The organism is Rappaport israeli, assembly GCF_001888055.1.
GTDB classification, from domain to species: Bacteria; Pseudomonadota; Gammaproteobacteria; order Cardiobacteriales; family Cardiobacteriaceae; genus Rappaport; species Rappaport israeli.
In genome coordinates this window covers 254,638-275,053 of sequence record NZ_LXHZ01000022.1, presented here as the reverse complement: position 1 = coordinate 275,053, position 20,416 = coordinate 254,638, and the positions used below count along the sequence as shown (strand labels likewise).

Annotated in this window: 23 protein-coding genes and 1 pseudogene; 5 read left to right on the top strand and 19 right to left on the bottom strand. The window is 44.6% G+C overall.

Going from position 1 to position 20,416, the window contains the following annotated elements; translation table 11 throughout:
* Nucleotides 1-91: 91 nt before the first annotated feature.
* From tatC to A5N84_RS06685, 19 genes are all read right to left on the bottom strand, one after another.
* Nucleotides 92-850, bottom strand: coding sequence for a twin-arginine translocase subunit TatC (gene tatC, locus A5N84_RS06760; protein WP_072281744.1), 759 nt, complete (start codon nucleotides 848-850; stop codon nucleotides 92-94).
* Complete coding sequence (gene tatB / locus A5N84_RS06755) at nucleotides 847-1,299, bottom strand: Sec-independent protein translocase protein TatB (RefSeq protein ID WP_072281743.1); 453 nt, start codon at nucleotides 1,297-1,299, stop codon at nucleotides 847-849. Before tatB ends, tatC begins: the two co-directional genes overlap by 4 nt.
* Nucleotides 1,266-1,562, bottom strand: coding sequence for a twin-arginine translocase TatA/TatE family subunit (tatA, locus tag A5N84_RS12830; protein ID WP_072281768.1), 297 nt, complete (start codon nucleotides 1,560-1,562; stop codon nucleotides 1,266-1,268). Before tatA ends, tatB begins: the two co-directional genes overlap by 34 nt.
* A gap of 95 nt (nucleotides 1,563-1,657) precedes the next feature.
* Nucleotides 1,658-3,778, bottom strand: coding sequence for a phosphate acetyltransferase (gene pta / locus A5N84_RS06745; protein WP_072281742.1), 2,121 nt, complete (start codon nucleotides 3,776-3,778; stop codon nucleotides 1,658-1,660).
* Nucleotides 3,775-4,968 (bottom strand): acetate/propionate family kinase, encoded by a 1,194-nt coding sequence (locus A5N84_RS06740; RefSeq protein WP_072281741.1) that lies wholly within the window; start codon nucleotides 4,966-4,968, stop codon nucleotides 3,775-3,777. Before A5N84_RS06740 ends, pta begins: the two co-directional genes overlap by 4 nt.
* Nucleotides 4,969-5,084: 116 nt before the next feature.
* Nucleotides 5,085-5,672: a TM1812 family CRISPR-associated protein gene (locus tag A5N84_RS12825; protein ID WP_198923847.1), complete on the bottom strand. Its 588-nt coding sequence runs from the start codon at nucleotides 5,670-5,672 to the stop codon at nucleotides 5,085-5,087.
* Between the two features lie 20 nt (nucleotides 5,673-5,692).
* Complete coding sequence (gene csx2, locus A5N84_RS12820; RefSeq protein WP_269844315.1) at nucleotides 5,693-6,103, bottom strand: TIGR02221 family CRISPR-associated protein; 411 nt, start codon at nucleotides 6,101-6,103, stop codon at nucleotides 5,693-5,695.
* Nucleotides 6,064-6,273, bottom strand: coding sequence for a hypothetical protein (locus tag A5N84_RS10850; protein WP_198923845.1), 210 nt, complete (start codon nucleotides 6,271-6,273; stop codon nucleotides 6,064-6,066). Before A5N84_RS10850 ends, csx2 begins: the two co-directional genes overlap by 40 nt.
* 189 nt (nucleotides 6,274-6,462) lie before the next feature.
* Nucleotides 6,463-7,692 carry a type III-B CRISPR module RAMP protein Cmr6 gene (gene cmr6 / locus A5N84_RS06730; RefSeq protein WP_072281740.1) on the bottom strand — a complete coding sequence of 410 codons (1,230 nt, stop codon included), beginning with the start codon at nucleotides 7,690-7,692 and terminating at the stop codon, nucleotides 6,463-6,465.
* Nucleotides 7,692-8,048 carry a type III-B CRISPR module-associated protein Cmr5 gene (cmr5, locus tag A5N84_RS06725; protein ID WP_072281739.1) on the bottom strand — a complete coding sequence of 119 codons (357 nt, stop codon included), beginning with the start codon at nucleotides 8,046-8,048 and terminating at the stop codon, nucleotides 7,692-7,694. The genes cmr6 and cmr5 overlap by 1 nt, the downstream gene beginning before the upstream one ends.
* A 1-nt stretch (nucleotide 8,049) precedes the next feature.
* The gene (cmr4, locus tag A5N84_RS06720; protein WP_072281767.1) at nucleotides 8,050-8,925 is read right to left on the bottom strand and encodes a type III-B CRISPR module RAMP protein Cmr4; all 876 of its coding nucleotides are present in this window, start codon (nucleotides 8,923-8,925) and stop codon (nucleotides 8,050-8,052) included.
* A 49-nt stretch (nucleotides 8,926-8,974) separates the two neighbouring features.
* Entirely contained in the window at nucleotides 8,975-10,249 is a 1,275-nt protein-coding gene (locus A5N84_RS06715) for a type III-B CRISPR module-associated Cmr3 family protein (RefSeq protein WP_072281738.1), read from the bottom strand.
* The gene (locus A5N84_RS10845) at nucleotides 10,249-10,605 is read right to left on the bottom strand and encodes a hypothetical protein (protein ID WP_198923844.1); all 357 of its coding nucleotides are present in this window, start codon (nucleotides 10,603-10,605) and stop codon (nucleotides 10,249-10,251) included. The genes A5N84_RS06715 and A5N84_RS10845 overlap by 1 nt, the downstream gene beginning before the upstream one ends.
* Nucleotides 10,553-12,118 (bottom strand): type III-B CRISPR-associated protein Cas10/Cmr2, encoded by a 1,566-nt coding sequence (cas10, locus tag A5N84_RS06710; RefSeq protein ID WP_198923843.1) that lies wholly within the window; start codon nucleotides 12,116-12,118, stop codon nucleotides 10,553-10,555. Before cas10 ends, A5N84_RS10845 begins: the two co-directional genes overlap by 53 nt.
* 35 nt (nucleotides 12,119-12,153) lie before the next feature.
* Nucleotides 12,154-12,735, bottom strand: a complete 582-nt coding sequence (locus A5N84_RS06705; protein WP_158008671.1) for a hypothetical protein — start codon at nucleotides 12,733-12,735, stop codon at nucleotides 12,154-12,156.
* Between the two features lie 17 nt (nucleotides 12,736-12,752).
* Nucleotides 12,753-13,397 (bottom strand): type III-B CRISPR module RAMP protein Cmr1, encoded by a 645-nt coding sequence (gene cmr1, locus A5N84_RS06700; protein WP_072281736.1) that lies wholly within the window; start codon nucleotides 13,395-13,397, stop codon nucleotides 12,753-12,755.
* A gap of 9 nt (nucleotides 13,398-13,406) precedes the next feature.
* Nucleotides 13,407-14,546, bottom strand: a complete 1,140-nt coding sequence (gene csm6, locus A5N84_RS06695) for a CRISPR-associated ring nuclease Csm6 (protein ID WP_072281735.1) — start codon at nucleotides 14,544-14,546, stop codon at nucleotides 13,407-13,409.
* Between the two features lie 176 nt (nucleotides 14,547-14,722).
* Nucleotides 14,723-16,099 carry an oxygen-independent coproporphyrinogen III oxidase gene (gene hemN / locus A5N84_RS06690; RefSeq protein WP_072281734.1) on the bottom strand — a complete coding sequence of 459 codons (1,377 nt, stop codon included), beginning with the start codon at nucleotides 16,097-16,099 and terminating at the stop codon, nucleotides 14,723-14,725.
* 57 nt (nucleotides 16,100-16,156) lie between these two features.
* Nucleotides 16,157-16,411 (bottom strand): glutaredoxin family protein, encoded by a 255-nt coding sequence (locus tag A5N84_RS06685; RefSeq protein ID WP_072281733.1) that lies wholly within the window; start codon nucleotides 16,409-16,411, stop codon nucleotides 16,157-16,159.
* A 76-nt stretch (nucleotides 16,412-16,487) separates the two neighbouring features.
* Between A5N84_RS06685 and A5N84_RS06680 the strand changes: the two are divergent.
* The 5 genes and pseudogenes from A5N84_RS06680 (at nucleotide 16,488) to A5N84_RS06665 (ending at nucleotide 20,273) form a co-directional block, all read left to right on the top strand.
* Nucleotides 16,488-17,295 (top strand): annotated as a pseudogene (locus tag A5N84_RS06680) (undecaprenyl-diphosphate phosphatase).
* 62 nt (nucleotides 17,296-17,357) lie between these two features.
* Entirely contained in the window at nucleotides 17,358-17,843 is a 486-nt protein-coding gene (secB, locus tag A5N84_RS06675) for a protein-export chaperone SecB (protein ID WP_072281732.1), read from the top strand.
* A 51-nt stretch (nucleotides 17,844-17,894) separates the two neighbouring features.
* On the top strand, nucleotides 17,895-18,368 hold the full coding sequence (locus A5N84_RS06670; protein ID WP_198923839.1) for a pseudouridine synthase: 474 nt from the start codon (nucleotides 17,895-17,897) through the stop codon (nucleotides 18,366-18,368).
* A gap of 23 nt (nucleotides 18,369-18,391) precedes the next feature.
* The gene (locus A5N84_RS10835; protein WP_198923838.1) at nucleotides 18,392-18,565 is read left to right on the top strand and encodes an RluA family pseudouridine synthase; all 174 of its coding nucleotides are present in this window, start codon (nucleotides 18,392-18,394) and stop codon (nucleotides 18,563-18,565) included.
* A gap of 70 nt (nucleotides 18,566-18,635) precedes the next feature.
* The gene (locus A5N84_RS06665) at nucleotides 18,636-20,273 is read left to right on the top strand and encodes a hypothetical protein (RefSeq protein ID WP_072281731.1); all 1,638 of its coding nucleotides are present in this window, start codon (nucleotides 18,636-18,638) and stop codon (nucleotides 20,271-20,273) included.
* The last annotated feature ends 143 nt before the right edge of the window (nucleotides 20,274-20,416 follow it).

Genomic DNA, 20,416 nt, shown 5'->3' with positions numbered 1-20,416 from the left:
CAAGGAGTTAAGGCGGTTTTGTTGGTTTGACCCAAAATTTTTACGCTGTTTTTAATCTTTTGTTTTTAAAGGTTAAATTTTTATGGCTAAATTAAAGGGTCTGGGAGGGTGGTTTTTTTAATCGGGCGGCGATCAATAGTCCAAGTTCAAATAAGATGAGAAGAGGAAGGGCGAGGAGGGTTTGTGAGAGAATGTCTGGAGGGGTTAGAACCATGCCAATAACGAAGGCGGCAAGGATGATGTAGGGGCGTTTGGCTTTGAGGGTTTCAATGCTGATGATGTCGAGTAGGACGAGAATAATGGTGGCAATGGGGGTTTCAAAGACGATGCCAAAGGCGATAAATAGGGTGAGGCTGATGGAGAGGTAGTTGGTGATATCTGGCATGAAGGCAACGCCATTTAGTTGGATGTTGCCTAGAAAATGAAAGAGGATGGGGAGGATGACGAGGTAGGCGAAGAGGACGCCTAGGTAAAATAGGGCGGTGCTGCTAATGAGAATGGGGAGCATGAGGCGTTTTTCATGTTTGTACATGGCGGGAGCGATAAATGCCCAAATTTGGTATAGCGTCCATGGCATGGTAAGGAGTGCGGCGATAAAGAGGCTGACTTTGATGGGGGTTAGGAAGATGTCGATGGCATCTTTTGCTAGCATGCTTTGTCCTGGAAGGAGGTTCATTAGGACGGGGCGGGCAAAAAGGGTGTAGAGGTCGCTGCTAAAGGGGAGGAGTAGGAGGAAGGTGATGGCAAGCGCTAAAATAATGCGAATAAGGCGGGTGCGAAGTTCGACAAGATGGTCGACTAGTGGCATTTCTTGGTCGTTATTTGAGGTTTGGTTGGGGATTTGGTTCATGGGTGGGGTGGGTCGTCGCTTGTGGTGGTGGGGTTTTTAGGGTCGGGTTCTATGCCGGTGTCGGCTTGTTCGTGGGCTTGTTGTTGTTCTTGTTCTGGAGTGGCGTTTAGGAAGGTGCGGAGTTGGTGGATGTTTTCTTTGAGGTTGTGTTGGATGTCTTCAACTGGGGTGGTGAGTTCTGGGTCGTCTAGGGGGTTGGGGTGTTGTTCGAGGATGGATTGGTTGAGTTTTTGAATGTGGTCTTGGATTTGGGTGTCTTGGAAGGTTTGGCGGAGGTTGTCTAAATCGAGTTCGCGGCTAATGTCGGCTTTGACGTTGTAGATGCTATGGCGGATTTTGCGTAGTGCTATGGCTATTGTGCGCACAACTTCGGGAAGGCGCTGGGGTCCTATGACGATAATGCCTATTATGGCAATTAGGGTGAGTTCCCAAAATCCAATATCAAACATGGTGTATTTGGTTTATGTGGGGGGTTGGTTTTGTCGTGTTCGTTTTTGGTGTCAATGTCGATAATGTTGCCTTGTTGGTCATTTTTGTGGTGGTGGATGTGATTATTGGGTTGGGTGTCTTTTGGTTTGTCTTCTTTGGTAACTTCTTTAAAGCCTTTGATGGCGTGTCCTAAATCTGAGCCTAGGCTGCGTAGGCGTTTGCCACCAAAGATTAAAACGACGATGGCAAGTACGATAAGGAGTTGAATTGGACTGATACCCATGATGGACCTCTTTGTTTTGATGTTTTGGTTTAGGCGCAGGGTATAGGACCTTGCGCTAGATTGACCTAAATTAGGCTAAATTATTTTAGCAAAATTTAGGGGTTATGTGGGGTTTGGGTTTGTTTGGCATCGTTTTGTGCCGCTTGAACGGCGGTGATGGCGATGGTGTAAACAATATCATCTACTAATGCGCCGCGTGAGAGGTCGTTGACGGGTTTGCGCATGCCTTGTAGAACAGGCCCCATTGATATGGCATTTGCAGAACGTTGGACTGCTTTGTAGGTGGTGTTTCCTGTGTTGAGGTCTGGGAAGATGAAGACGGTGGCGCGTCCAGCTACTGGGCTGTCGGGCGCTTTCTTTTTGCCAACGGATTCAATGGCTGCGGCGTCGTATTGTAAGGGTCCATCCACTAGAATATCAGGGCGCAGTTGGCGAACTTTTTCGGTGGCGGTTTTGACTTTTTCTACGTCTGCGCCACTGCCTGAGGTGCCTGTTGAGTAGGAAATCATTGCAACACGCGGTTCGATGCCAAATGCTTTGGCTGAATCATGCGATTGGATGGCTATTTGTGCCAGTTCGTCTTCGCTGGGGTTGGGGATGATGGCGCAGTCGCCATATACGAGCACTTGGTCGGGTAGGCACATAAAGAAGACGGAGGAGACTACTTGGGCACCTTCTGCTGTTTTGATGATTTGTAATGGTGGGCGGATGGTGTTGGCGGTGGTGTGGACTGCGCCTGAGACGAGTCCATCGACGACGTCTGCTTCAAGCATCATGGTGGCGAGCATGACGTTGTCTTCGAGTTGGGTGCGTGCCAGTGTTTCGTTCATGCCTTTATGTTTGCGCAATTCGATTAGGCGCGGGATGTAGCGTTCGCGGATGGTGTCGGGGTCAATGATTTCAATGTTATCCCCTAGGCTGACGCCTTGCTGTTCTGCTATGTGGCGTACTTCTTCAGGGTTGGCGAGAAGAATGCATTTTGCCATACCGCGCGCGGCGCAAAGGCTGGCGGCGACGACGGTGCGGGGTTCGTTGCCTTCTGGAAGAACGATGGTTTTTTGTGCAGCGATAGCCCGTTGGACGATGCCATAACGAAACGCGGCAGGTGAGATGGCGCTTTGTCGTTGGCGCTTAAGATAAGCATCGACCCAGTCGCTTTTGATGTGTTCGGCAAAATATTCTTTGGTATTTTGTACGCGCTCATCGTCATCATCAGGGATGTAGCGGTTAAATCCTTCCATGGCCAGTCCTGTTTTCCAGCTGCTAATGGCGACATGAAGGATGGGAAGTTTGCTTTCTTCAAGTAGAGGGCGGCAAAGCTTCATGATGGTGTCGGAGGTGTTGGTTTCACCGGTTAGGATAAGGCAACCAAGATTTGCGCCTGATTTGGCGGCGATGGTAACTGCCATGAGGGTATCGACGCGGTCGCAAGGAGAAAATATGCAATAGTTGGGGCGCAGGAGGTGTACCGCGTTGGGGACAGTGCGCGCAAACATAACATATTCATGCACGCGGCGTTTATGCATTTCGCCTTCTAGGACGATGTTTGCGTTGAGATGTTTTTGTAAATCAATGACGCGTGGAGCGGAGAGTGTTTTATTGGCAGGAATTGCGCCGAAAAGTTGGAATTGCCGCCCAAAGATTTTAGAGGTGATGATTTGTTCGGTGGTGAGGGCGTTTTCATCATCGACATGGTTGATGATAGCGCCTAATACGATTTCTTTTTCACGCCCACCAAATTGATTAATGGCATATTCAAGACGATTTTCTAAACGCTGAAGGTTGGGCACACGCGCACTTGATAATAAGATGACATCAGCAGAGAGCGCGCGGGCAATACGTTTATTAACATCATGTGCGTAGGGGGTGCTGGCGTTTTCTAGTAGCCCTTCCATGATAACGATATCAGCATCCCCTTTGGCGTTGTTAAAATTATCGATAATCTCTTCCATCAACTCATCAAGTTTATCTTTGTCGATGGCTTTTTGTACCCGTTCAGGATGAATGCGCAGGCTTGGGTCTTGTGCGGCACGACAATGTTTGCTGAGTAAGATTTCGCTGTAATCTTGAGTGTCGTGTTCGTTATTTAACTGAAGGATGGGCTTATGAAAAGCCACTTTTGAGCCTTGGCGGTCTAGGGCGTGATACAGTCCAAGAACAGTAGAGGTTAGACCAGCACCAGGATGGGTGCTAACAATTAAAATGGGTTTGCTCATAGTGTTTTTCCTTGTGCAAGTTGATGGGCATCATGGGCAATCAGCCATTCTTCATTGGTTGGAATAACCCAAATAGGAAGACTCTCAGCACTGGCGATATTCTCTTGCTTACCGCGAATGGTTGCGTCATTTTTGCTAGCGTCAATATGTAGTCCCAAGAAGCCAAGCGCTTTAACCGCTTGAGAGCGTACATAAGAGGAGTTTTCTCCAATGCCACCAGTAAATACAAGTGCGTCCAATCCGCCTAAAGCAACGACTTGCGCTGCAATTAATTTAGCAAGGCGGTAGCAATAAACGTGCATAGCGCGCTGAGCAGCTTCATTGCCTTGCTCAAGGGCTTCCTCAAGCGTGCGACAATCATTTGAAATGCCAGAAAGTCCCAAAAGTCCTGATTGCTTCCATAACAAATCAGAGACGCTATCAGGGGTCATGCCATTTTGTTGGCAGAGGAGGGTGGGAATAGCGGGGTCAATATCGCCTGAACGAGTGCCGTGTACAAGTCCTTCTAAAGGAGTAAGCCCCATGGTGGTATCTAAAGAATGGTCACCATCAATAGCGGCAAGCGAGCCACCATTGCCTAGATGACAAACAACCGCCTTGGGTTTCTCAATGCCTAAACATTGTGGCAGTTGAGCGCTGATATAACGAAAGGATGTGCCATGAAACCCATAGCGACGAATACCATGGCGCTGATAAAGTTCATAGGGAAGGGCGTAGAGATACGCTTTTTCAGGCATTTGTTGATGAAAAGCCGTATCAAAAACAGCAACTTGAGTAAGATTAGGGAAAGCCTTACGCGCCGCGTCAATTCCTGTAACATGCGCGGGATTATGTAATGGCGCCAAGCGAATACAGTCGGCGATTTTATCGCGCACGCTGTCATCAATGACCACTGATTGTGAAAAATATTCCCCACCATGTACCACACGATGCCCAACCGCACTAATGCTCTCAGCCAACCCTTGATTTTTTAGAGCTTGCACAATTTCAAGCAGAGCTTGTTCGTGGGTGCTGGGTGTTAGGTCGGTTTGTTGTTTACTGTTTGCGGTTTTAATAGTGAGACTACCTGTCTCATTGGTATTTAAGCGCTCGGCGATGCCTTTAAAAGGTTCATCGCCATTATCAGGATTAACAACAGAAAATTTCAGGCTAGAAGAGCCACAGTTTAAAACTAAAACATAATGATTCATGAGTCTTTCAAAATAATTGGGTGAATGATGATGCGCCTACAAAAGTAGACACAATAAAACTGCACATTCTAACAAAAATAAGAGAGCGGTTATAGTGTTGGGTTCTTTATCAATAACTATTTGATAAGATTATTAAATCTTTGTTTTAGGCTTTGCTTCATCGCTGATTCATCACCAAGTATGCGTTTTAAGTCTTTATTGGCATCTCTTCCCAGACCGTGAGCCAAGGCGTTACGAATCATATTTAAAAAGCGGAATTGTTGTTCATTTTCTTTTAATGTTTGTCTGACCAACTCTCTATCATCATAAGAATTTGGATCGTTTTTATCTTGTATTGTTTGCTCAGATATCATTCCTTCTTGGGCAAAAATAACCGCTCTTAAATAATCTTGACGTGCCAAATATTCATACGCCAATTTTTGTTCTTGTGTGCCACGATTGCCTTTTTTAAACCAGTCCAAGCGTTTAATCAATTGCGGTTTAAACAATTTAAAAATAGCGGTATTGATGTCATCAATTTGATTAAAAACAGTAGACAGCTTTTGTTTGGCTTGACTGGAGTTATTGTTACGCTCAAAAAAGATAGCTTCTTGTAGCAATCTGCTATCGTTTTCAGACAAGCCCTCTTTTTGTAGCAAGGGGGCGAATACGCCATAATCGCCATCTTTATCAAAGGTTGTCAAGCCATCCACCCAATCAAGCATCACAAGCAGACTTTCAAGCTCTAAAACAGGCGTTTTTTGTCATCATCAGTTTCTGTATCTTTTTTGGCAGCCATGTCAAACGCCCCATAATAAACTTGAGACACATCTACTTGTTTGATTTTTTTCAAAAATCTTGCCGCCACCAGTGATAACATTGGCAAATGCCTAAAACCGTGCGTTACGTCTAAAACCACTTGTTCATTGTCGCTTAAATGGTCAGACAGTACCGATAAGATTTCAATTTGCTCCTGCTCATTTTTAGCAAAAGGAATTAAAATACAGTGAACTTGTGTATTTAGCTTCTCTGATAAATAATGTGAAAACGGTTCTAATTGCTCTTGCGTTACCTGATTACTGCTAACCGCTTCAGATAAACCAAGCCATTCATCAGTCATTGTTTCGCCTGCATTTTCCAAAAATACGTCCCACATACTGCTTGATGTACCCAAAAAAATAGTCTTTGCAGCTTGATTTTTTCTACCAATGTTAAACCAATATATTGTGTATTATTAAAAATCTGCCCATCATTGAACTGATAATTGGCGGTGCGATAGCCTTTTTGCTTATTACCCACGCCCAAAAAACTAATTAATGTTGCCATCGTTTTCTCCCATTAAGAATAAATCTACCAATCTACAATTTTAAGATTTAAGCCAATTCAATAGTCTTTAACCTATTTTTCCTAGATACGCCATATTATGGAAATATTGATAATAAACGCTTTTTGTTTTGACCTTGAGGGCATTATGCCAGCTAAATGAAAGAAACAGGCAAATGGCAAGCTTGCGGTTTAGCTGTCTATTTTTTCTTGTAATTCGTTTATTCTTTTTTTCCAGTTTTTATTTTGGTTAATTTTTCCGCCCAAAAATCTGGGCAAATATGCCAAAAACATATCATAAACGGCTTGTATATCTTGTTTATCGTCCCAAGTCATCGCTTCTTTATAAATGTCTGCAAATTCATAATGTTTGTCGTTAATTAGGGGTTTATAAGACATTGTGGGGGATTTTTTCTCCCATTTGTCTGGATTATTGTCCAGATGATGTTTAAATTCTTCAATGAGCCTTTGATTGGGGCTTAGGTTTTGCATTTGTGCTTGTAGCTGTTGAAATTGCTCTTGTTCTTGTTGCTTTTCAAGGGCTTTTTGATAAGGGGCAAGCCGTTTATCATCCACCACAAAATAGCCATAACCGCTGCTGGATTTTGCCCCCAAGCCTTGTTCGTTAATGGTTTGTTTTAATAGTGTGCCAGCGTATTTTGCCCACGCTGACACGCCTTCAATCACAAAATAAAATCCGCCTTGTATCGCCAGTTGTTGATTGGGAATGGGATTTTCAATATCTAGGGCTTCTGTTAGCGAACCGTTATAATAATTTTGATGATGCACAGTAACCACCTCAGGGGCAAAGGGTCTGTTTTGCTCGCCTGTGGACAATTTGCCTTCGCTGGTGGCTGGTGGTATCCACCACGCATCGTGCCATATCAAATAGCCTGCGTTGGGGTTGTCATCATCTGCTCCAAATAGCACGTCAATTATGGCTTTTTTGTCGTCATCAAATTGATAATGTAAGGTTTCGTTGTCGTTTTTGTCGCGTCGTTTTTCAAAATCAATCTCGCCATTGTCATTGCGTTTGGCGAATAACCGCTCGGTGTAGGCTCTTACTGCCCCTTTGATGCTAGAGCCTGCAATCATTGGCACGCCATAGCTGTGGTGGGTGCTAACGCCTGTTTCTAGCGTGCCGCCCAATGGCAAGCCTGTAAATAATCTGCCTGCAATGCTTGCCCCAATCCCCACAAAATGGGCATTGTCGCTGGTGGGGGTGGTGTGTTTTAGCCAGCGTTTGAATGCCAAAAAGTACAATTCATCCGCTTGTACGGCGGTGATTTTTTTAATCAACTCTTGTTTAATTGTTTTTTCGCCGTCTTGCCATTCGCTTAAGCCACGTTGTATCAATAACCCTGCGTGGGCGGTTTGGGTCTGTTTAAATAAAGGGCGTAAATTTTCACGCATCAGCTTCATTATGACTCTCCTTCTTTCTTCAGCAAGGCTTGGGTATAGCGTTTAAGCCAGCTTGCCGCTTCAATGGCGTTACGAGTGAGTAGCTGATACTTGGTGATGTCTGATTGCAACAGTTCATCGTGCAATCGCTCCACCGCCTGATACCCCAAAAGTTGGCTGATATGCTCTGCCAGAGTTAGATGTTCTTTTTCACCTTTAGCTCTTAAAAACCCCACCGCTTGCACCAAGCCAGATTGCAAAATCATTGTGGGAAAATTTAAAGCAAGGGTGCGGTATTGGGTTTCTATGTCGGTATTTTTTATGGCATTAACCAATGGATAGGCTTTTTCGGCATGGTCTTTAGAACGGATTTTCATATTATTTGCCCTCACCAATCAACAAACGACACAAGCCACGCCCAACCGTGTGCTTACCGCCAATTTGTAATGACGTTTCCGCTTGGGGTAATAAAGATAACAGTTCATCGGCTTTTTTACCGCTTTTGTCTCGTGCATCGCTCACCCCAATCACGCCCCACAGTACGCTATCGGCAGGCAGATTTTCTTCTGTCCACAACGCCCCATTTTTAACCACTCGTGTGGCACGGTCAATGCGAATGCGAGTGCGAATCTCGGTGGCGGTGTCTGCCAAAAACGAAAACACACTGTCAGGCAAAATCACAAAACGGCTTTTAACGGCTGTTTGCCAGTCTTCATTATCGGCAACGCTTTGGGGGTACAACTGTTCGGTGATTTGGGTTGCCCATTGTTCAGCCATAGGGTTGGCTTTGGCGTTAATGTCCAAATCTTCTAAGGCAATTTTATCGCCAATCAATAACGCACTGTCATTTGTCACATAGGCGGTTTTATCAAGGTTATCAACCTTTAAATCCAGCCTTAAATCTCTTTTGTATTGACGCAAAATAAAAGGGCAAGTGGCATAAGCAACCGTGCCAGCAAATGAGCGAATGGGCAATAGCAACAACTGGGCATCGCCAAAAGCAATGGCACTGGCGTGGTCGGCGTTGTCGGTTTTGCCAAAGTTGTCGGTTTTGCCAAATAAGGTGTTGATGTTTTCTTTGCCAATTTTGTCTGCCCATTCATCACGCAACACGCCCTTTAATCCAGAACCGGGTACAATGGGCAAATTGGTGGCTTTGGCACGAGCAATGGGCAAATCTACCACGCCCACGCCTTGACCTGTGCCAACATGTAGGACAGAGAGATTTTGTAGGTGAAAAATAACGTTTTGCATAATAAATCCTTGGGTTTTTAAGTTTAATTGGTTTGGTGGTTTAATCAAATCAATGGTTATTTGATGGGGCATAAGGGGCAACCAACGCCAAGCCAAAACCGTCATTTTGGTCATAATCATTATCCGCCAGCGATTGATGCAACCGTTTAAGTGTAATTAAGTCCATTGGCTCAAGCAGTTTAAACCAATACACCGACCCTGCAGCTACCGCCTTACGATTGGCTTTGGGTTTCCACAGCAGACTGTCCCAACCAGAAACAGGTTGCCAACGCTCAATGGCGGCGGCAAGCAATTGTACGCTAAGCGTGCTATTGGGTAATTTGCCTTGTATGGTTTGAGCTTGCTCGGTTTGGTTTTGCTTCGCTTGGTCTTGCTCTTGCTCTTGCTCATTGTTATTAAGCCAAGCAGGGCAATAGCCATTGTTAAAAATCACAGGGGTGATAAAGGTCAGCGAAAAACCGCCTGCTTTGTTGATTTCATCCACATCGCCTTCTGTGGGTTTGGGCAAGCACTTGCCTGTTAATGGCAAAAATTGCGACAACCGCCGTTCTCCACCAAACGTCGCCCAATCGCTTGATAACTCTTGCTCGCTTAGCACCACAAAACCCAACCGCTTGTCATCAAATCCACGCTTGGCAATGGCATCCGTTTGGCGAGCTTGATAGCCCAAATCATAGCTGGCGGTTTGAAATAATTTGCCGTCATCGCTTGTTCGACTGTCATCGTCTATGGCGACTTGGGTGCGTGTGTCGGTGGGAATGCTTGCCAAACCATTGGCGTTGACCGTTTTATAATCCAAGTTTTCGCCTTGTTGCCAACGTTTGACATCGCTTAGCGTCCAAAAATTCGCCCCAGCTTTGGGCTTACCTTTAACCGTAAGCGGTTGCCCATTTTTATCCACCGTTTGTACATACAACAAACCAGCAGGCAAATCACTGCCACAATCCTCGTCAAAGGCTTGCGGAGCAAGGCGGATAAGCTTCATCTCGCCAGTTTCATCTTCAATATATAAGCTGTTGGCAGGTTTGGGGAGCAACATCTCTACCTTGTCCACATTGCCAGTCGCCAACGCATCATCACCATAACGCACCAAATACACGCCACAGCTTTTGATGTTTAATAACGCTTGATAGTCTTTATCTTTTAAACCACAGCGATTTTTATCAAGATTACTTTTACCTTGGGCGATGCTTAAAGAACGAATTAACCCTGCCCCTGCACTGGGCAAGGGAAAATTAACATCTTTGGCAGACGCTTGGGCGGTAAAAGGCTTGCCAGAACCAAACACCAACGGAGCAAGTGAATGAATTAAATAACTGTGCATTAGCCTTCTCCCAAGTCTTTTTGTGTTTTTGCCACAAGCCAACGAGCAACAATCAGCTCATCCGCCAGTTTATCCAAACCGATTTGCTCGCCACGTTTTTTTAAAGCGTCAATAATACCGCTGTCAATTTCTTTGCCCTTTTCGGTACGCGCCTGTTTAAGCAGGCGTGTTAATTCCGCCAACTGAATATTGGCACGTAAACGCTTATCATCGCCTTGATTATCACCATTAGGGTCAACGCCCAAATGTTTGGTGCGTAAAACAATGCCCCGAATGTCATACGCCACCCCTTTGGGCAAGGCTTTATTTTGATACCATTTTTGAGCTTTTTTTAAATTCTGCCAAGCCTTGTTCATCGTCCCAGCGATAACGCAACTTAATCTGTGAACCGCCACGCACCGACAACAGCACCCCTAACGCATTACGGCGTTGCTCTTTATCGTCTGTTTTGTCGATATGGTCGCCTTTGGCGTGCTTTTCTGCCGCCAATGCCAGCTCACGAATTACCCCAAATGGCGTCATCAAATGACAAATTGCCAACCCCACCGACAACGTGGGCGGATTTTCTGCTTTTAATTCATTTGCCACTTGGGATAATTTATCTTTAAATAAAACTTGCAACGCCTCGCTACAGTCAACCGCTTGATTGAGTGGCACAAAGCCCAACACGTCATCACCGCCAGCATAAATGCAATGTCCGCTGTACTTTTTCATCGTATCCGCCACTTGACTGGCAAACTTAGATAAGGCTTCGGTAATGGCTTGGTGTTGCTCTTGGGTTGTTGCCTTATCCAACAGCTCACCCATACGGTCGCCGTCCGCCTGCAACAGCACCCCATAAGGGCAAGGCTCGCCGTATTGTCGCCACAGCGGACGCAAAGCGGTTTGTAACGCTTTCAAAGCATTTTCAATTAACAAGGCTTGGTTGGCATCTTCCTTTTTAAGATCATTGTTTTCAATAATGGTACGCTCAAGCCTTGACGGATAAAGCAGTTGGGCATCATAGGCAAAATTGGCATAAGTTTTGTCATTGCCTGTAACCCGTGTGGTAACCCCTAATTTAACCAGCTCCTTATAACAAGCTTCAATATCCGCCAATGCCTTGGCATTGTCATTGAATACGTCATTAAGCCAAGCGTGGGCGGTAATGCGACTAAAAGGGGTAAATTGCTCGGCTTTTTCATCAAATCCCAAGCGTTTCACCACACCAATCAAATCCAATTGTTCTGCTTGTGATAAGGACAGTTTTTGCCGTAAACCAATTTTTAATCGCTCTTTTTCTTGCAATACCGTCTCACGCATACCGTCCAGCGACGATTTGAGCAACATATAATCATTATCATAGGGACAATTGATGTTGGCATTAAAATCACGGGTTGCCTTACGACTGGCAAGCACCTTGCCCACTTTTTCCACCGCTTGCTGATAACCATTAGCATTGTCAGCAATTTTTGCCCACGCTACTTGAATCTCCAGATAATCGTCAATTTGTTTATTCCAAATCTCTTGGCGAAGTTGATTTTTATAATGCCCCAAATCCTCAAACACTCGCTCGGCTTCACGGCGAAAACGTGCTTGCGTGGCGGTTTTGGCGTTGTTAATGATTATTGGTAACGCATCTTGATTGTCCACCTTAACCACCGCTTGGATTTTATTGCCCACCGAAAAGGTAGAATTTTCTTTTAACAACGCTTCGTCTTGAACAAACGGAAAAATCAAATCTGCCCCTTGTGTCTTTAGGCTTTTAGCACAGGCTTTGGCAAGCTCAGACAACAGCCAAGAACCGCTCCACAAATCACGGCTACGGCGAGCCGCTGCAATCATCGTCTGCACAGGTCCAACTGAAAAGGTAATCAAATACTCAGTCATTATTATTCCTTGTTATTGGTTTTTATTGGCAAATTTTATTGGGCAAAATAATGCAAAAATGCCTGCAGGGGGTCACCACCGCCATTGTCGGCAATCGGTTTGATGTCGGTTGCCTCATCCACTTGCCAAATGGGATATGTATTGTTGTTTAATACAACTTTCATCTGCAAAATATCCTTATAAGGTAAAACCAACGCCGTTGCTTTCCAAAGCTTATTGCCTTTGCTGTCTTTTCCTGCATAAGTAGGACGCAACAGTAAAGGACTTGCCAAACGCTCACCAATACTGGGCTCAACCGTGGCATTAACCGCTTTTTCTTGATAAGAATGAAATAAAATAGGCAAGCCGAACACCGCTCTGGGGAAAATATTGCCTGCTGGGTGTTCTGGCTGATGTCTTGGGTTAAATTGCAAATTTTTTTGTATGCGTCTTAACGCATCAGGCTCAGGCCAGCGGCTGCGTCCAGCGGGTTTGTTCTCTCTGCGAGCTTGCTCTGACGGCTCGTTACGCCCTACACCTGCTTGTTGGCGAAAATCGGATAATTTTTGTACCGCGGTTTCTAAAGCGGCTAGGGGGTTGGTTGTTGCTTGCTTTTGCACCAATTGACAATTTGCCAATGCCACCTCTTTATCGCTCAAAATCTCACAAATTTGCGGATAATCAGGCAACCGCTCACGTGTACCGCCCCCAATCCTTTACGAGAACGAAAACCCAGCCCACCAAAATTTGCCCACCATTGCAAGGTTTCTATCACCTGCTGTTTTTGCTCTTCGCTAGTCGTCGGCAAAAAAGCAAAGGACATCTCCCAAGTAATGCCGTCAGAATTAAGCAGTTTATGTGGATTGGTTTGGTGGTTTTCGGCGTTACTCATGCAAGCGGTAAAAAGCACATATTTAAGATTTCTTAAAAGTCTATCATCATACTTAATTAACTTATCTTTATGGGCAGTTGGCATTTTATCAATTTTAAGCAGCACCTTACTCGCCTTACCCTCATCGCCACCACTATCTATACCGCCCCAAAGGTTGGTCTCGGCTTTTCGGATATCATCTAGCCGCCATTTATGCTTGGCCAAAACTCGCCACCAAAACCGCAACGCCCCACGAATACTCATCGCACGAATGGGCATTTTGTTATCCACCGTTGCCGATACCACCCCACCGCCATACATCGGCGTAACCAGTTCACAATGTAGGGTGTGCCAAGGCGTGGTTGCAATTTCTGGCAAGTCATCAATACTGATGGATATTTTTTCTTGATTACTTGGGTCTCGTAACATAACGCATCCTTAGTTGATAATTTCAATAGAAGCAGGGTCTAGATTTAGATAAAAAGGTGCATTTCTTTTATCTTGTACAATTTCAAATTTGCTGGCTAATTCTATACCAAGCTGTTTTTCTATACAGGACTTAAGATTAGATTTGATAATTTCAAAATTATTTTTATATAGGTAAATTAAACTATCGTCATCATAAGAAAATACGTCTTTGAATTTTATCTTTTTATAGTATTCATTATATTCCATAGTGATATCATCAATATATTGTGCGTATCTTTTTACATATTCGTCTTTTTTATTCTTTTTCGGTGCCTGAACACCTGCTTTATTATTTTTGCGTAAATCAGCAAACCAGTATAAAAAAGCGAATTCTTTTGGCTCTAATTTCAACTGGTATTTGTGATTTATGGTAATGGTTTTAACTTTATTACGTAAATCAATGGTTAAAGACGGTTTTTCATAGGATTGATTGATTTTATCAACCACTTCACTAAAGCTGGCATCACTTTTAAGCTGATGGCGATTGTTAATGGCATTTTGCATTCGCACAAAAGGAATTTCTGCCAGCCAAATTTGAGCATCTTTGGCATTTAGGCGTTTGTCGGTATTTCTTTGTGTTACAAAATAATCACTTGGCGTGGGGTAATAAAAATTGCTTGTACTTTCAAAATCACTCTCCACCAATACGTGCGATAAGCGGTCTTGATGGCGACCATAAAGCGATAATGCATACCCTGCATAAAATCCCATCGTTTTACGCCCACCAGCAATAGAAACGTGTAAGGCGGTATGTTCATCTTGGGTAAATGCTTGAATTTGGGCACAAATGGCGTTGGCTGCAAGTTCATTATCGAGTGGTGTTTTTAAATCTTTTAGATCAGTGCCATTATCTTTAATTAAATGCAAATGTTGAATGGTAAATTGCACATTTGCCAAAACAGGATAATCATTTTTTATTTTAGTAAAAATTCCTTCATCAAATAAGCGCGCCCGAATTTGGTCTGAACCATCAGCGGTGGTCAAAACGTGAATTTCATCAGGAATCCAAGGCGTTTCTCGGTCTGGGTCGCAAGCCAACGCCCAAAGCGTTTCGGTGATGATTTGCGGAGTCATACCTGTAACTAAAAATAAAATATTTCGTTTTATCATGATTAAGCCTTTGTGTCGTAATTGATGCGCTTATTAAAGCGTAGTTTTATACGAAAATGGATTTTGGCAAGCTTTTGTTTTTGGTTGTGCGTCGTTCCTAAACGAGCGCTTAACATGATAAATTTATTGCTTTTTTGCAGCAAATAAGGGCTCTGGTTATAGAAAAAAGATGAAAGTTAGATGACTTTAGAATAGCGGTTATGGTCGTTTGCATGGAGGTAGGCATCAAAGACCATGGCGATATTGCGGATAAGGAGTCGCCCTAGCGGTTTGACGTGGAGTTGGGTGGGGGTGAGTTCAATGAGCTTATCTTCTGCCATAGGTTCTAGGCGTTGCCATTCTTGGGCAAAGTGTTCTTTAGCGTTGAGGTTAAATTGGGCGCTGATTTGGGTTAAATCTAGCGTGAGGTTGCACATGATTTCGGTGATGACGTGGCGACGCAGGAGGTCGTCTTCTGTTAGGGTGATGCCGCGTAGGATGGGCAGTTGTTGCGTATCGAGTGCTTGGTAGTATTTGTTGCGCGCTTTGTGATATTGGCTGTAGCTGTTGCCTACCATGGAGATGGCGCTAATGCCAAAGCCTAAGAGGTCGCAGTTGGAGAAGGTGGAGTAGCCTTGGAAGTTTCTGTATAAGGTGCCGTTTTTTTGGTGTTGGACAAGGGCGTCGCTGGGTTTGGCGAAATGGTCGAGTCCGATGAATTCATAGCCAGCTTGGGTGAGTTGGTGAATGGTGTTTTCTAAGATTTTGAGTTTGGTGGCGCTATCGGGGAGGTGTTGGCTTTGCAGTTGTTTTTGTGCCCCAAAAAGATGGGGCAGGTGGGCGTAGTTAAAAACAGCAATGCGCTCTGGAGAAAGGCGGATGACTTCAGCGACGGTTTGAGCAAATTTTTCTGGGGTTTGTAAAGGCAGTCCGTAGATGAGGTCAACGGAGATGGAGTGGTAGTGAAGGGCGCGGGCGGCGTCGAAGATTTTTTCAACTTCTTTTAGGGGTTGGATGCGATTGACGGCTTGTTGTACTTCGGGGTCGAAGTCTTGAATGCCGAAGCTGATGCGGTTTAGTCCAAGCTGGCGTAGGTGGGATAGATAGGAGTAGTCAACGGTGCGAGGGTCAACTTCGATGCTGTATTCGCCAGTGGCTTGGTCGGCAAACTGGAAATGTTGGTGGAGGAGGTGAAAGAGTTGGCTGTGTTCGTCTGGGCTGATGAAGGTGGGGGTGCCACCGCCAAAATGCAGTTGGACGACAGGGCGCTTGGCGTCAAGGGATTGGGTTTGTAAGGCGATATCGCGTGCGAGGTAATCTAGATATTGGCTGGCTTGTTTGGGGTTTTTGGTGATGATTTTGTTGCAGGCACAGTAGTAACAAACGCTTTGGCAAAAGGGGATGTGTAAATAAAGAGAGAGGGGGCGCTGACTTTCGTTGCTTTGTATGAGGTGATGGCGGTAGGTGGTTTCGTCAAAGCGTTCGTGGAATTGTACGGCGGTGGGGTAGGAGGTGTAGCGTGGTCCGCTGATGCTGTATTTTTGGATGAGTTGGGCGTCAAAATAGGGATTCATAGGGTGTTTTAGGTGTGAATTTGTGCGCCATTGTAGATAGGGGATGGGGTGGGAAAGTTAATTTTTGCTTACGTTGAGTTGGTTAAGCCATTGTTGGCATTGCTCAAGGGTGAAGGGGTAGAGGAGTTCGCGGTCGTATTCTGGGGCATAGAGTACAGGGATGAGGGTGTTGTATTGTTGGGTTAGTTCGGGGTGTTGGTCGATGTTAATAAGCTCAAAGGGTTGGGTGAGTTGGCTTAGGATTTGTTGTGCGTGTTGGCAAAGGTGGCAGTGTGGGCGGATGTAGAGGATGAGGCGGTGGGTGGTGATCATAATCAAGAAAATATTGTGATGTGGCGGTAGGTGGGGAGTACAATAGCGCGCTTTTCAGGCAATCACAAGGGGCGTTATGGGTGTTTTAGAGGCGGTGGTGTTGGCGTTGGTGCAGGGGATTACGGAGTTTTTGCCAGTATCGAGTTCGGCGCATTTGATTTTGTTGCCTCGATTGCTGGGCTGGGAGGACCAAGGGTTGGCGTTTGATGTGATGGTGCATGTGGGGACGCTGGCGGCGATTGTGTGGCATTTTCGTGCGGATGTGTGGGCGATTGTGCGGTGTTGGTTTGGGCAGTTTGCAAATCAAGCAATGTCAGAGGGGGCGCGAGAATATGCGCGGTTGGGGAATTTTTTAATTGTGGCGACTATTCCTGCAGGGTTGGTGGGGCTGTTGTTGGGAAATTATGTGGATATTTATTTGCGTAGTCCTTTGATGATTGCAGGGATTACGTTGGTATTTGGGGTGTTGTTAGGGCTGGCGGATTGTTTTTCAGGGCGTCGAACGCTTACGCAGATGTCGTTTATGCAGGCGCTGTGGTTTGGTTTGGCGCAGGCGTTGGCGTTAATTCCTGGGGTGTCGCGCTCAGGGGTGACGTTAACGATGGGATTGGCGCTTGGGTTTTCACGGGAGAGCGCAGCGCGCTTTTCGTTTTTGATGTCTATTCCAATTATTGTTTTGGCGGGGGGGCTAAAAGCGGTTGAGTTGATGCGGGGGTGAGGTGGCGCTTGATCCTTTGATGGCTGGGATTTCGTTTATGGTCTCTGCGGGGTCGGCGTATGTGTGTGTGCGAGTGTTTTTGGCGTTATTGGCTCGGGTGGGGATGTTGCCTTATGTGGTGTATCGGGTGCTATTGGCGATGGTGTTGTGGTTGGTGTTTCGCTGAGTTTTATCATTTAAGCTGTTACAATGGCGCGTTGTATTTTTTCTAATCTATAGGAGTATGTTATGAGTGATGAGCAAAAAACGATTGTATTAGAATTGCGCAAAATCTTTGTAGGCGATTTGTCGGTGGAGGTGCCAAGTGCGCCTGAGATTTTTAAAGAGGATTTAAATCCTGAGGTGAGTTTAAATATTGGGCATGAGGTTAAAGAATTGCCCGATGATTTTTTTGAAGTGAAATTGCGTTTAACCATTAATGCAAATGATGCGCAGTTGGGTAAGACAATTTATATTGTCGATGTGGCGCAAAGTGGGGTTTTTGAGATTAGCGGTTTGGAAAAAGCGCATTTGCATCACGCATTGAATGTTTATTGCCCAACAACCCTTTATCCTTATGCGCGTGAGGCGGTGGGTGCGTCGATTGTGCGCGCTGGCTTCCCATCTTTATTCCTACAGCCTGTCAATTTTGAACTGATGTATCAGCAAAAAATGCAGGAGCTTGCTAAAGAGTTCCAAGCCCAAAATGAGACTTCAGCGCAAGATGATGGCTAAAATAACGTTTAATGTTTAGTAGGCGCGTGTGGTCTAGCTGCCCATTAAGCGTTGATTAAATTTGAGTATGAATCATTGATTGCGTCATTAGACGTACTTTATCAAGACAGCGACCTCGTGGTGGTGAATAAGCCGTCGGGGTTGCTGTCTGTTCCAGGAAGAGGCGAGGAAAAATTTGATAGCGTTGAAACGCGGGTGCGTCAGCAGTTTGCATTAGGCGCGCGCGCTATTCATCGTCTTGATATGGCGACTTCTGGCATTTTGTTGATTGCTAAACATAAAGCTGCCGAGCGCCATTATAAAATTCAGTTTGAACAGCGTTTGGTGGAAAAAACCTACTATGCTATTACCAGCGGTATCATTGCGCCCACCCAAGGCAGTATGGATTGGCCGCTGATTGCCGATTGGGAGAATCGTCCGCGTCAAATCGTTTGCGCGATACGCGGTAAACCAGCGCTAACGCATTATCAAGTGGTGCAAACAGATATTGTGCACGCACAAACGCTTGTGCGACTAACCCTATAACGGGACGCAGCCATCAGTTGCGCGTGCATCTTGCTACACTAGGGCATCCGATTATTGGTGATGATTTGTATCATCCGAATCCTGTTGAGGTCGCCTTGCGGTTGCATGCCAGTAATTTAAAGATTCCCAAGCCTGATGGTGAGTATCTCATGGTGCAGGCGCCTTTACCTTTTCACTTCCCTACTATATTGAAATGATATAGTGAGTTATTTTCTTTGTGATACAATCGCCAGTCTTTTAATTTTTATCACACAAACAGAGGGTCTTATGCCAAAAACAATTTTAAATAGCGCTATTCTTACGGCACTGTTCACGCTCACAACTGTAAGCACTCAAGCAGCCATTAATATGAAGCCTGAGGCGAAGCAGGCGCTTATTAGTCAGCGCCTTGAGCATATCGATATGCAAACTAAAGAATATATTGATCAAGTGCTAAAGCAAGATGCCTCTATTGAAAGCATTGATTTAGTGGTTGGTAAATTAGATTTTAATCCTACTAACCAAACCGCTCAGTCAATGGACCAGCTCACCATTCGCCTAAGAGGCGATGAGCAAGCAGTTGAGCCCATTGTTATTTATGCCAATAACCACATTGATTATAGTGATGCCTTAAATCAACAAGATATTCTTGCGCGTATTGATACAGAAATCTCGTTAAGTGATGAGCAGATAAAAATGCTGGGTGAAATAGAGAATGACAACGAAGTGATTCTCTATCTTAAAAACCTCAATAAAAATCTTACTGTTCGCACTGATTTATTAGCGGATAAACAATTTAAGCAATATATCGCCTTGGCACCTTTTACCAGCGAAGAGGCAGAAGGTGGAAAGATTGTTTTTGAAGGCCTAGAGGTTGATACTCAAGCGCATGATGACACCTTTATTAGAGGGGTAGGCAAAACCCACTTTGCCATGCATAAACTCTTAGTTGAGCGTTTAAAAACGGTGATTGACTATGATGCGTTAGCGCAGTTAACGACCGAGCAGCAGAAAGCGTTAGATGAATATCCGAAAATTGATTCAGTGGAAACAGTTTTGGTATTAGAGCCTTTTACAGTTGATTATGAGCTGACTGAAAAAGGAAAGCTAAGCCTAAATAGTTCGCCCATTAGTTTAGCCAGTCCTTTTAAGGGATTTACGCTAAACATTGAAAATATTAGCGGAGAAGGCAAGTTAAAATATGAGGAAGCGCTAGATCAACATATTGGCAAAAGCCACTTTGTGGTAAAAGACTTAACGATTTTTTCAGATGAAAAGTTAAAAGAAGCGCTAAAAATCGATAGTGTTACTTTTGATCGTGATGTGCAAAAAAATGGCAAGTTATACAGTGAAATGGGGAAATTTGTTGTTAAAGCCGACAGCAAAAGCTTTAACCAGTTAACAGATAACAAATTCCAGTTTAAAGGCATTGATTTTGACTACAAGGTTAGCAATTTCTCAAAAAATTTATTGGAATCAGTGACTAATCTAGGGCAATTATATAACCAAGGTCAGCACGCGTGGTCAGAGGGCAATTGCCAAGCGATGTTAGAGATTGTTGATGATTTGGTGAAAAATAACACCAGTTTGGCTGAGACTTTTGCTGTGCGCACTGATAAAGGGGATGCGTATTTGAAAATTGAAGCGAGTTTGCGCAAAGGCGCAGACACTAAAGCATGGGCGAATGCTTGTAAAGCAAGCGATGATGCGCAGTGGAAACAATTATTAGATAAAGATGTTTTCTATTATGCAGAGATAAAAGTGCCAGTTGCCTTGACTGATGCTTCAGATCTTTCTTATATGGTTGAGATGATGGGTGCGCCTTATGTGGAGAAAAAAGGGGATGTGTTTAGTGTGGTGGTGGAGAATAAAGGTCAAGGCATGCTTGTAAATGGCAAACCTTTAACTGAAAATAGCGCACATTAAAAGTCCTGCTTAAATGCAATACCGCATCAGTAAAAGCTGATGCGGTATTTTTTGTCTTAGATTGTAATGATTTAAGATGTCAAATCGTCAAATCGTTAAATCGTTAAATCATGTGCGCTGTTAGGCTTATCAATTTAGCGCGC

Bases quoted from the DNA above. Each gene is read 5' to 3' on its own strand.
- tatC (WP_072281744.1), bottom strand. From the start codon at position 850: ATGAACCAAATCCCCAACCAAACCTCAAATAACGACCAAGAAATGCCA.
- tatB (WP_072281743.1), bottom strand. From the start codon at position 1,299: ATGTTTGATATTGGATTTTGGGAACTCACCCTAATTGCCATAATAGGC.
- tatA (WP_072281768.1), bottom strand. From the start codon at position 1,562: ATGGGTATCAGTCCAATTCAACTCCTTATCGTACTTGCCATCGTCGTT.
- pta (WP_072281742.1), bottom strand. From the start codon at position 3,778: ATGAGCAAACCCATTTTAATTGTTAGCACCCATCCTGGTGCTGGTCTA.
- A5N84_RS06740 (WP_072281741.1), bottom strand. From the start codon at position 4,968: ATGAATCATTATGTTTTAGTTTTAAACTGTGGCTCTTCTAGCCTGAAA.
- A5N84_RS12825 (WP_198923847.1), bottom strand. From the start codon at position 5,672: ATGCTTGATTGGGTGGATGGCTTGACAACCTTTGATAAAGATGGCGAT.
- csx2 (WP_269844315.1), bottom strand. From the start codon at position 6,103: ATGTGGGACGTATTTTTGGAAAATGCAGGCGAAACAATGACTGATGAA.
- A5N84_RS10850 (WP_198923845.1), bottom strand. From the start codon at position 6,273: ATGGCAACATTAATTAGTTTTTTGGGCGTGGGTAATAAGCAAAAAGGC.
- cmr6 (WP_072281740.1), bottom strand. From the start codon at position 7,692: ATGAAGCTGATGCGTGAAAATTTACGCCCTTTATTTAAACAGACCCAA.
- cmr5 (WP_072281739.1), bottom strand. From the start codon at position 8,048: ATGAAAATCCGTTCTAAAGACCATGCCGAAAAAGCCTATCCATTGGTT.
- cmr4 (WP_072281767.1), bottom strand. From the start codon at position 8,925: ATGCAAAACGTTATTTTTCACCTACAAAATCTCTCTGTCCTACATGTT.
- A5N84_RS06715 (WP_072281738.1), bottom strand. From the start codon at position 10,249: ATGCACAGTTATTTAATTCATTCACTTGCTCCGTTGGTGTTTGGTTCT.
- A5N84_RS10845 (WP_198923844.1), bottom strand. From the start codon at position 10,605: ATGAACAAGGCTTGGCAGAATTTAAAAAAAGCTCAAAAATGGTATCAA.
- cas10 (WP_198923843.1), bottom strand. From the start codon at position 12,118: ATGACTGAGTATTTGATTACCTTTTCAGTTGGACCTGTGCAGACGATG.
- cmr1 (WP_072281736.1), bottom strand. From the start codon at position 13,397: ATGTTACGAGACCCAAGTAATCAAGAAAAAATATCCATCAGTATTGAT.
- csm6 (WP_072281735.1), bottom strand. From the start codon at position 14,546: ATGATAAAACGAAATATTTTATTTTTAGTTACAGGTATGACTCCGCAA.
- hemN (WP_072281734.1), bottom strand. From the start codon at position 16,099: ATGAATCCCTATTTTGACGCCCAACTCATCCAAAAATACAGCATCAGC.
- A5N84_RS06685 (WP_072281733.1), bottom strand. From the start codon at position 16,411: ATGATCACCACCCACCGCCTCATCCTCTACATCCGCCCACACTGCCAC.
- secB (WP_072281732.1), top strand. From the start codon at position 17,358: ATGAGTGATGAGCAAAAAACGATTGTATTAGAATTGCGCAAAATCTTT.
- A5N84_RS06665 (WP_072281731.1), top strand. From the start codon at position 18,636: ATGCCAAAAACAATTTTAAATAGCGCTATTCTTACGGCACTGTTCACG.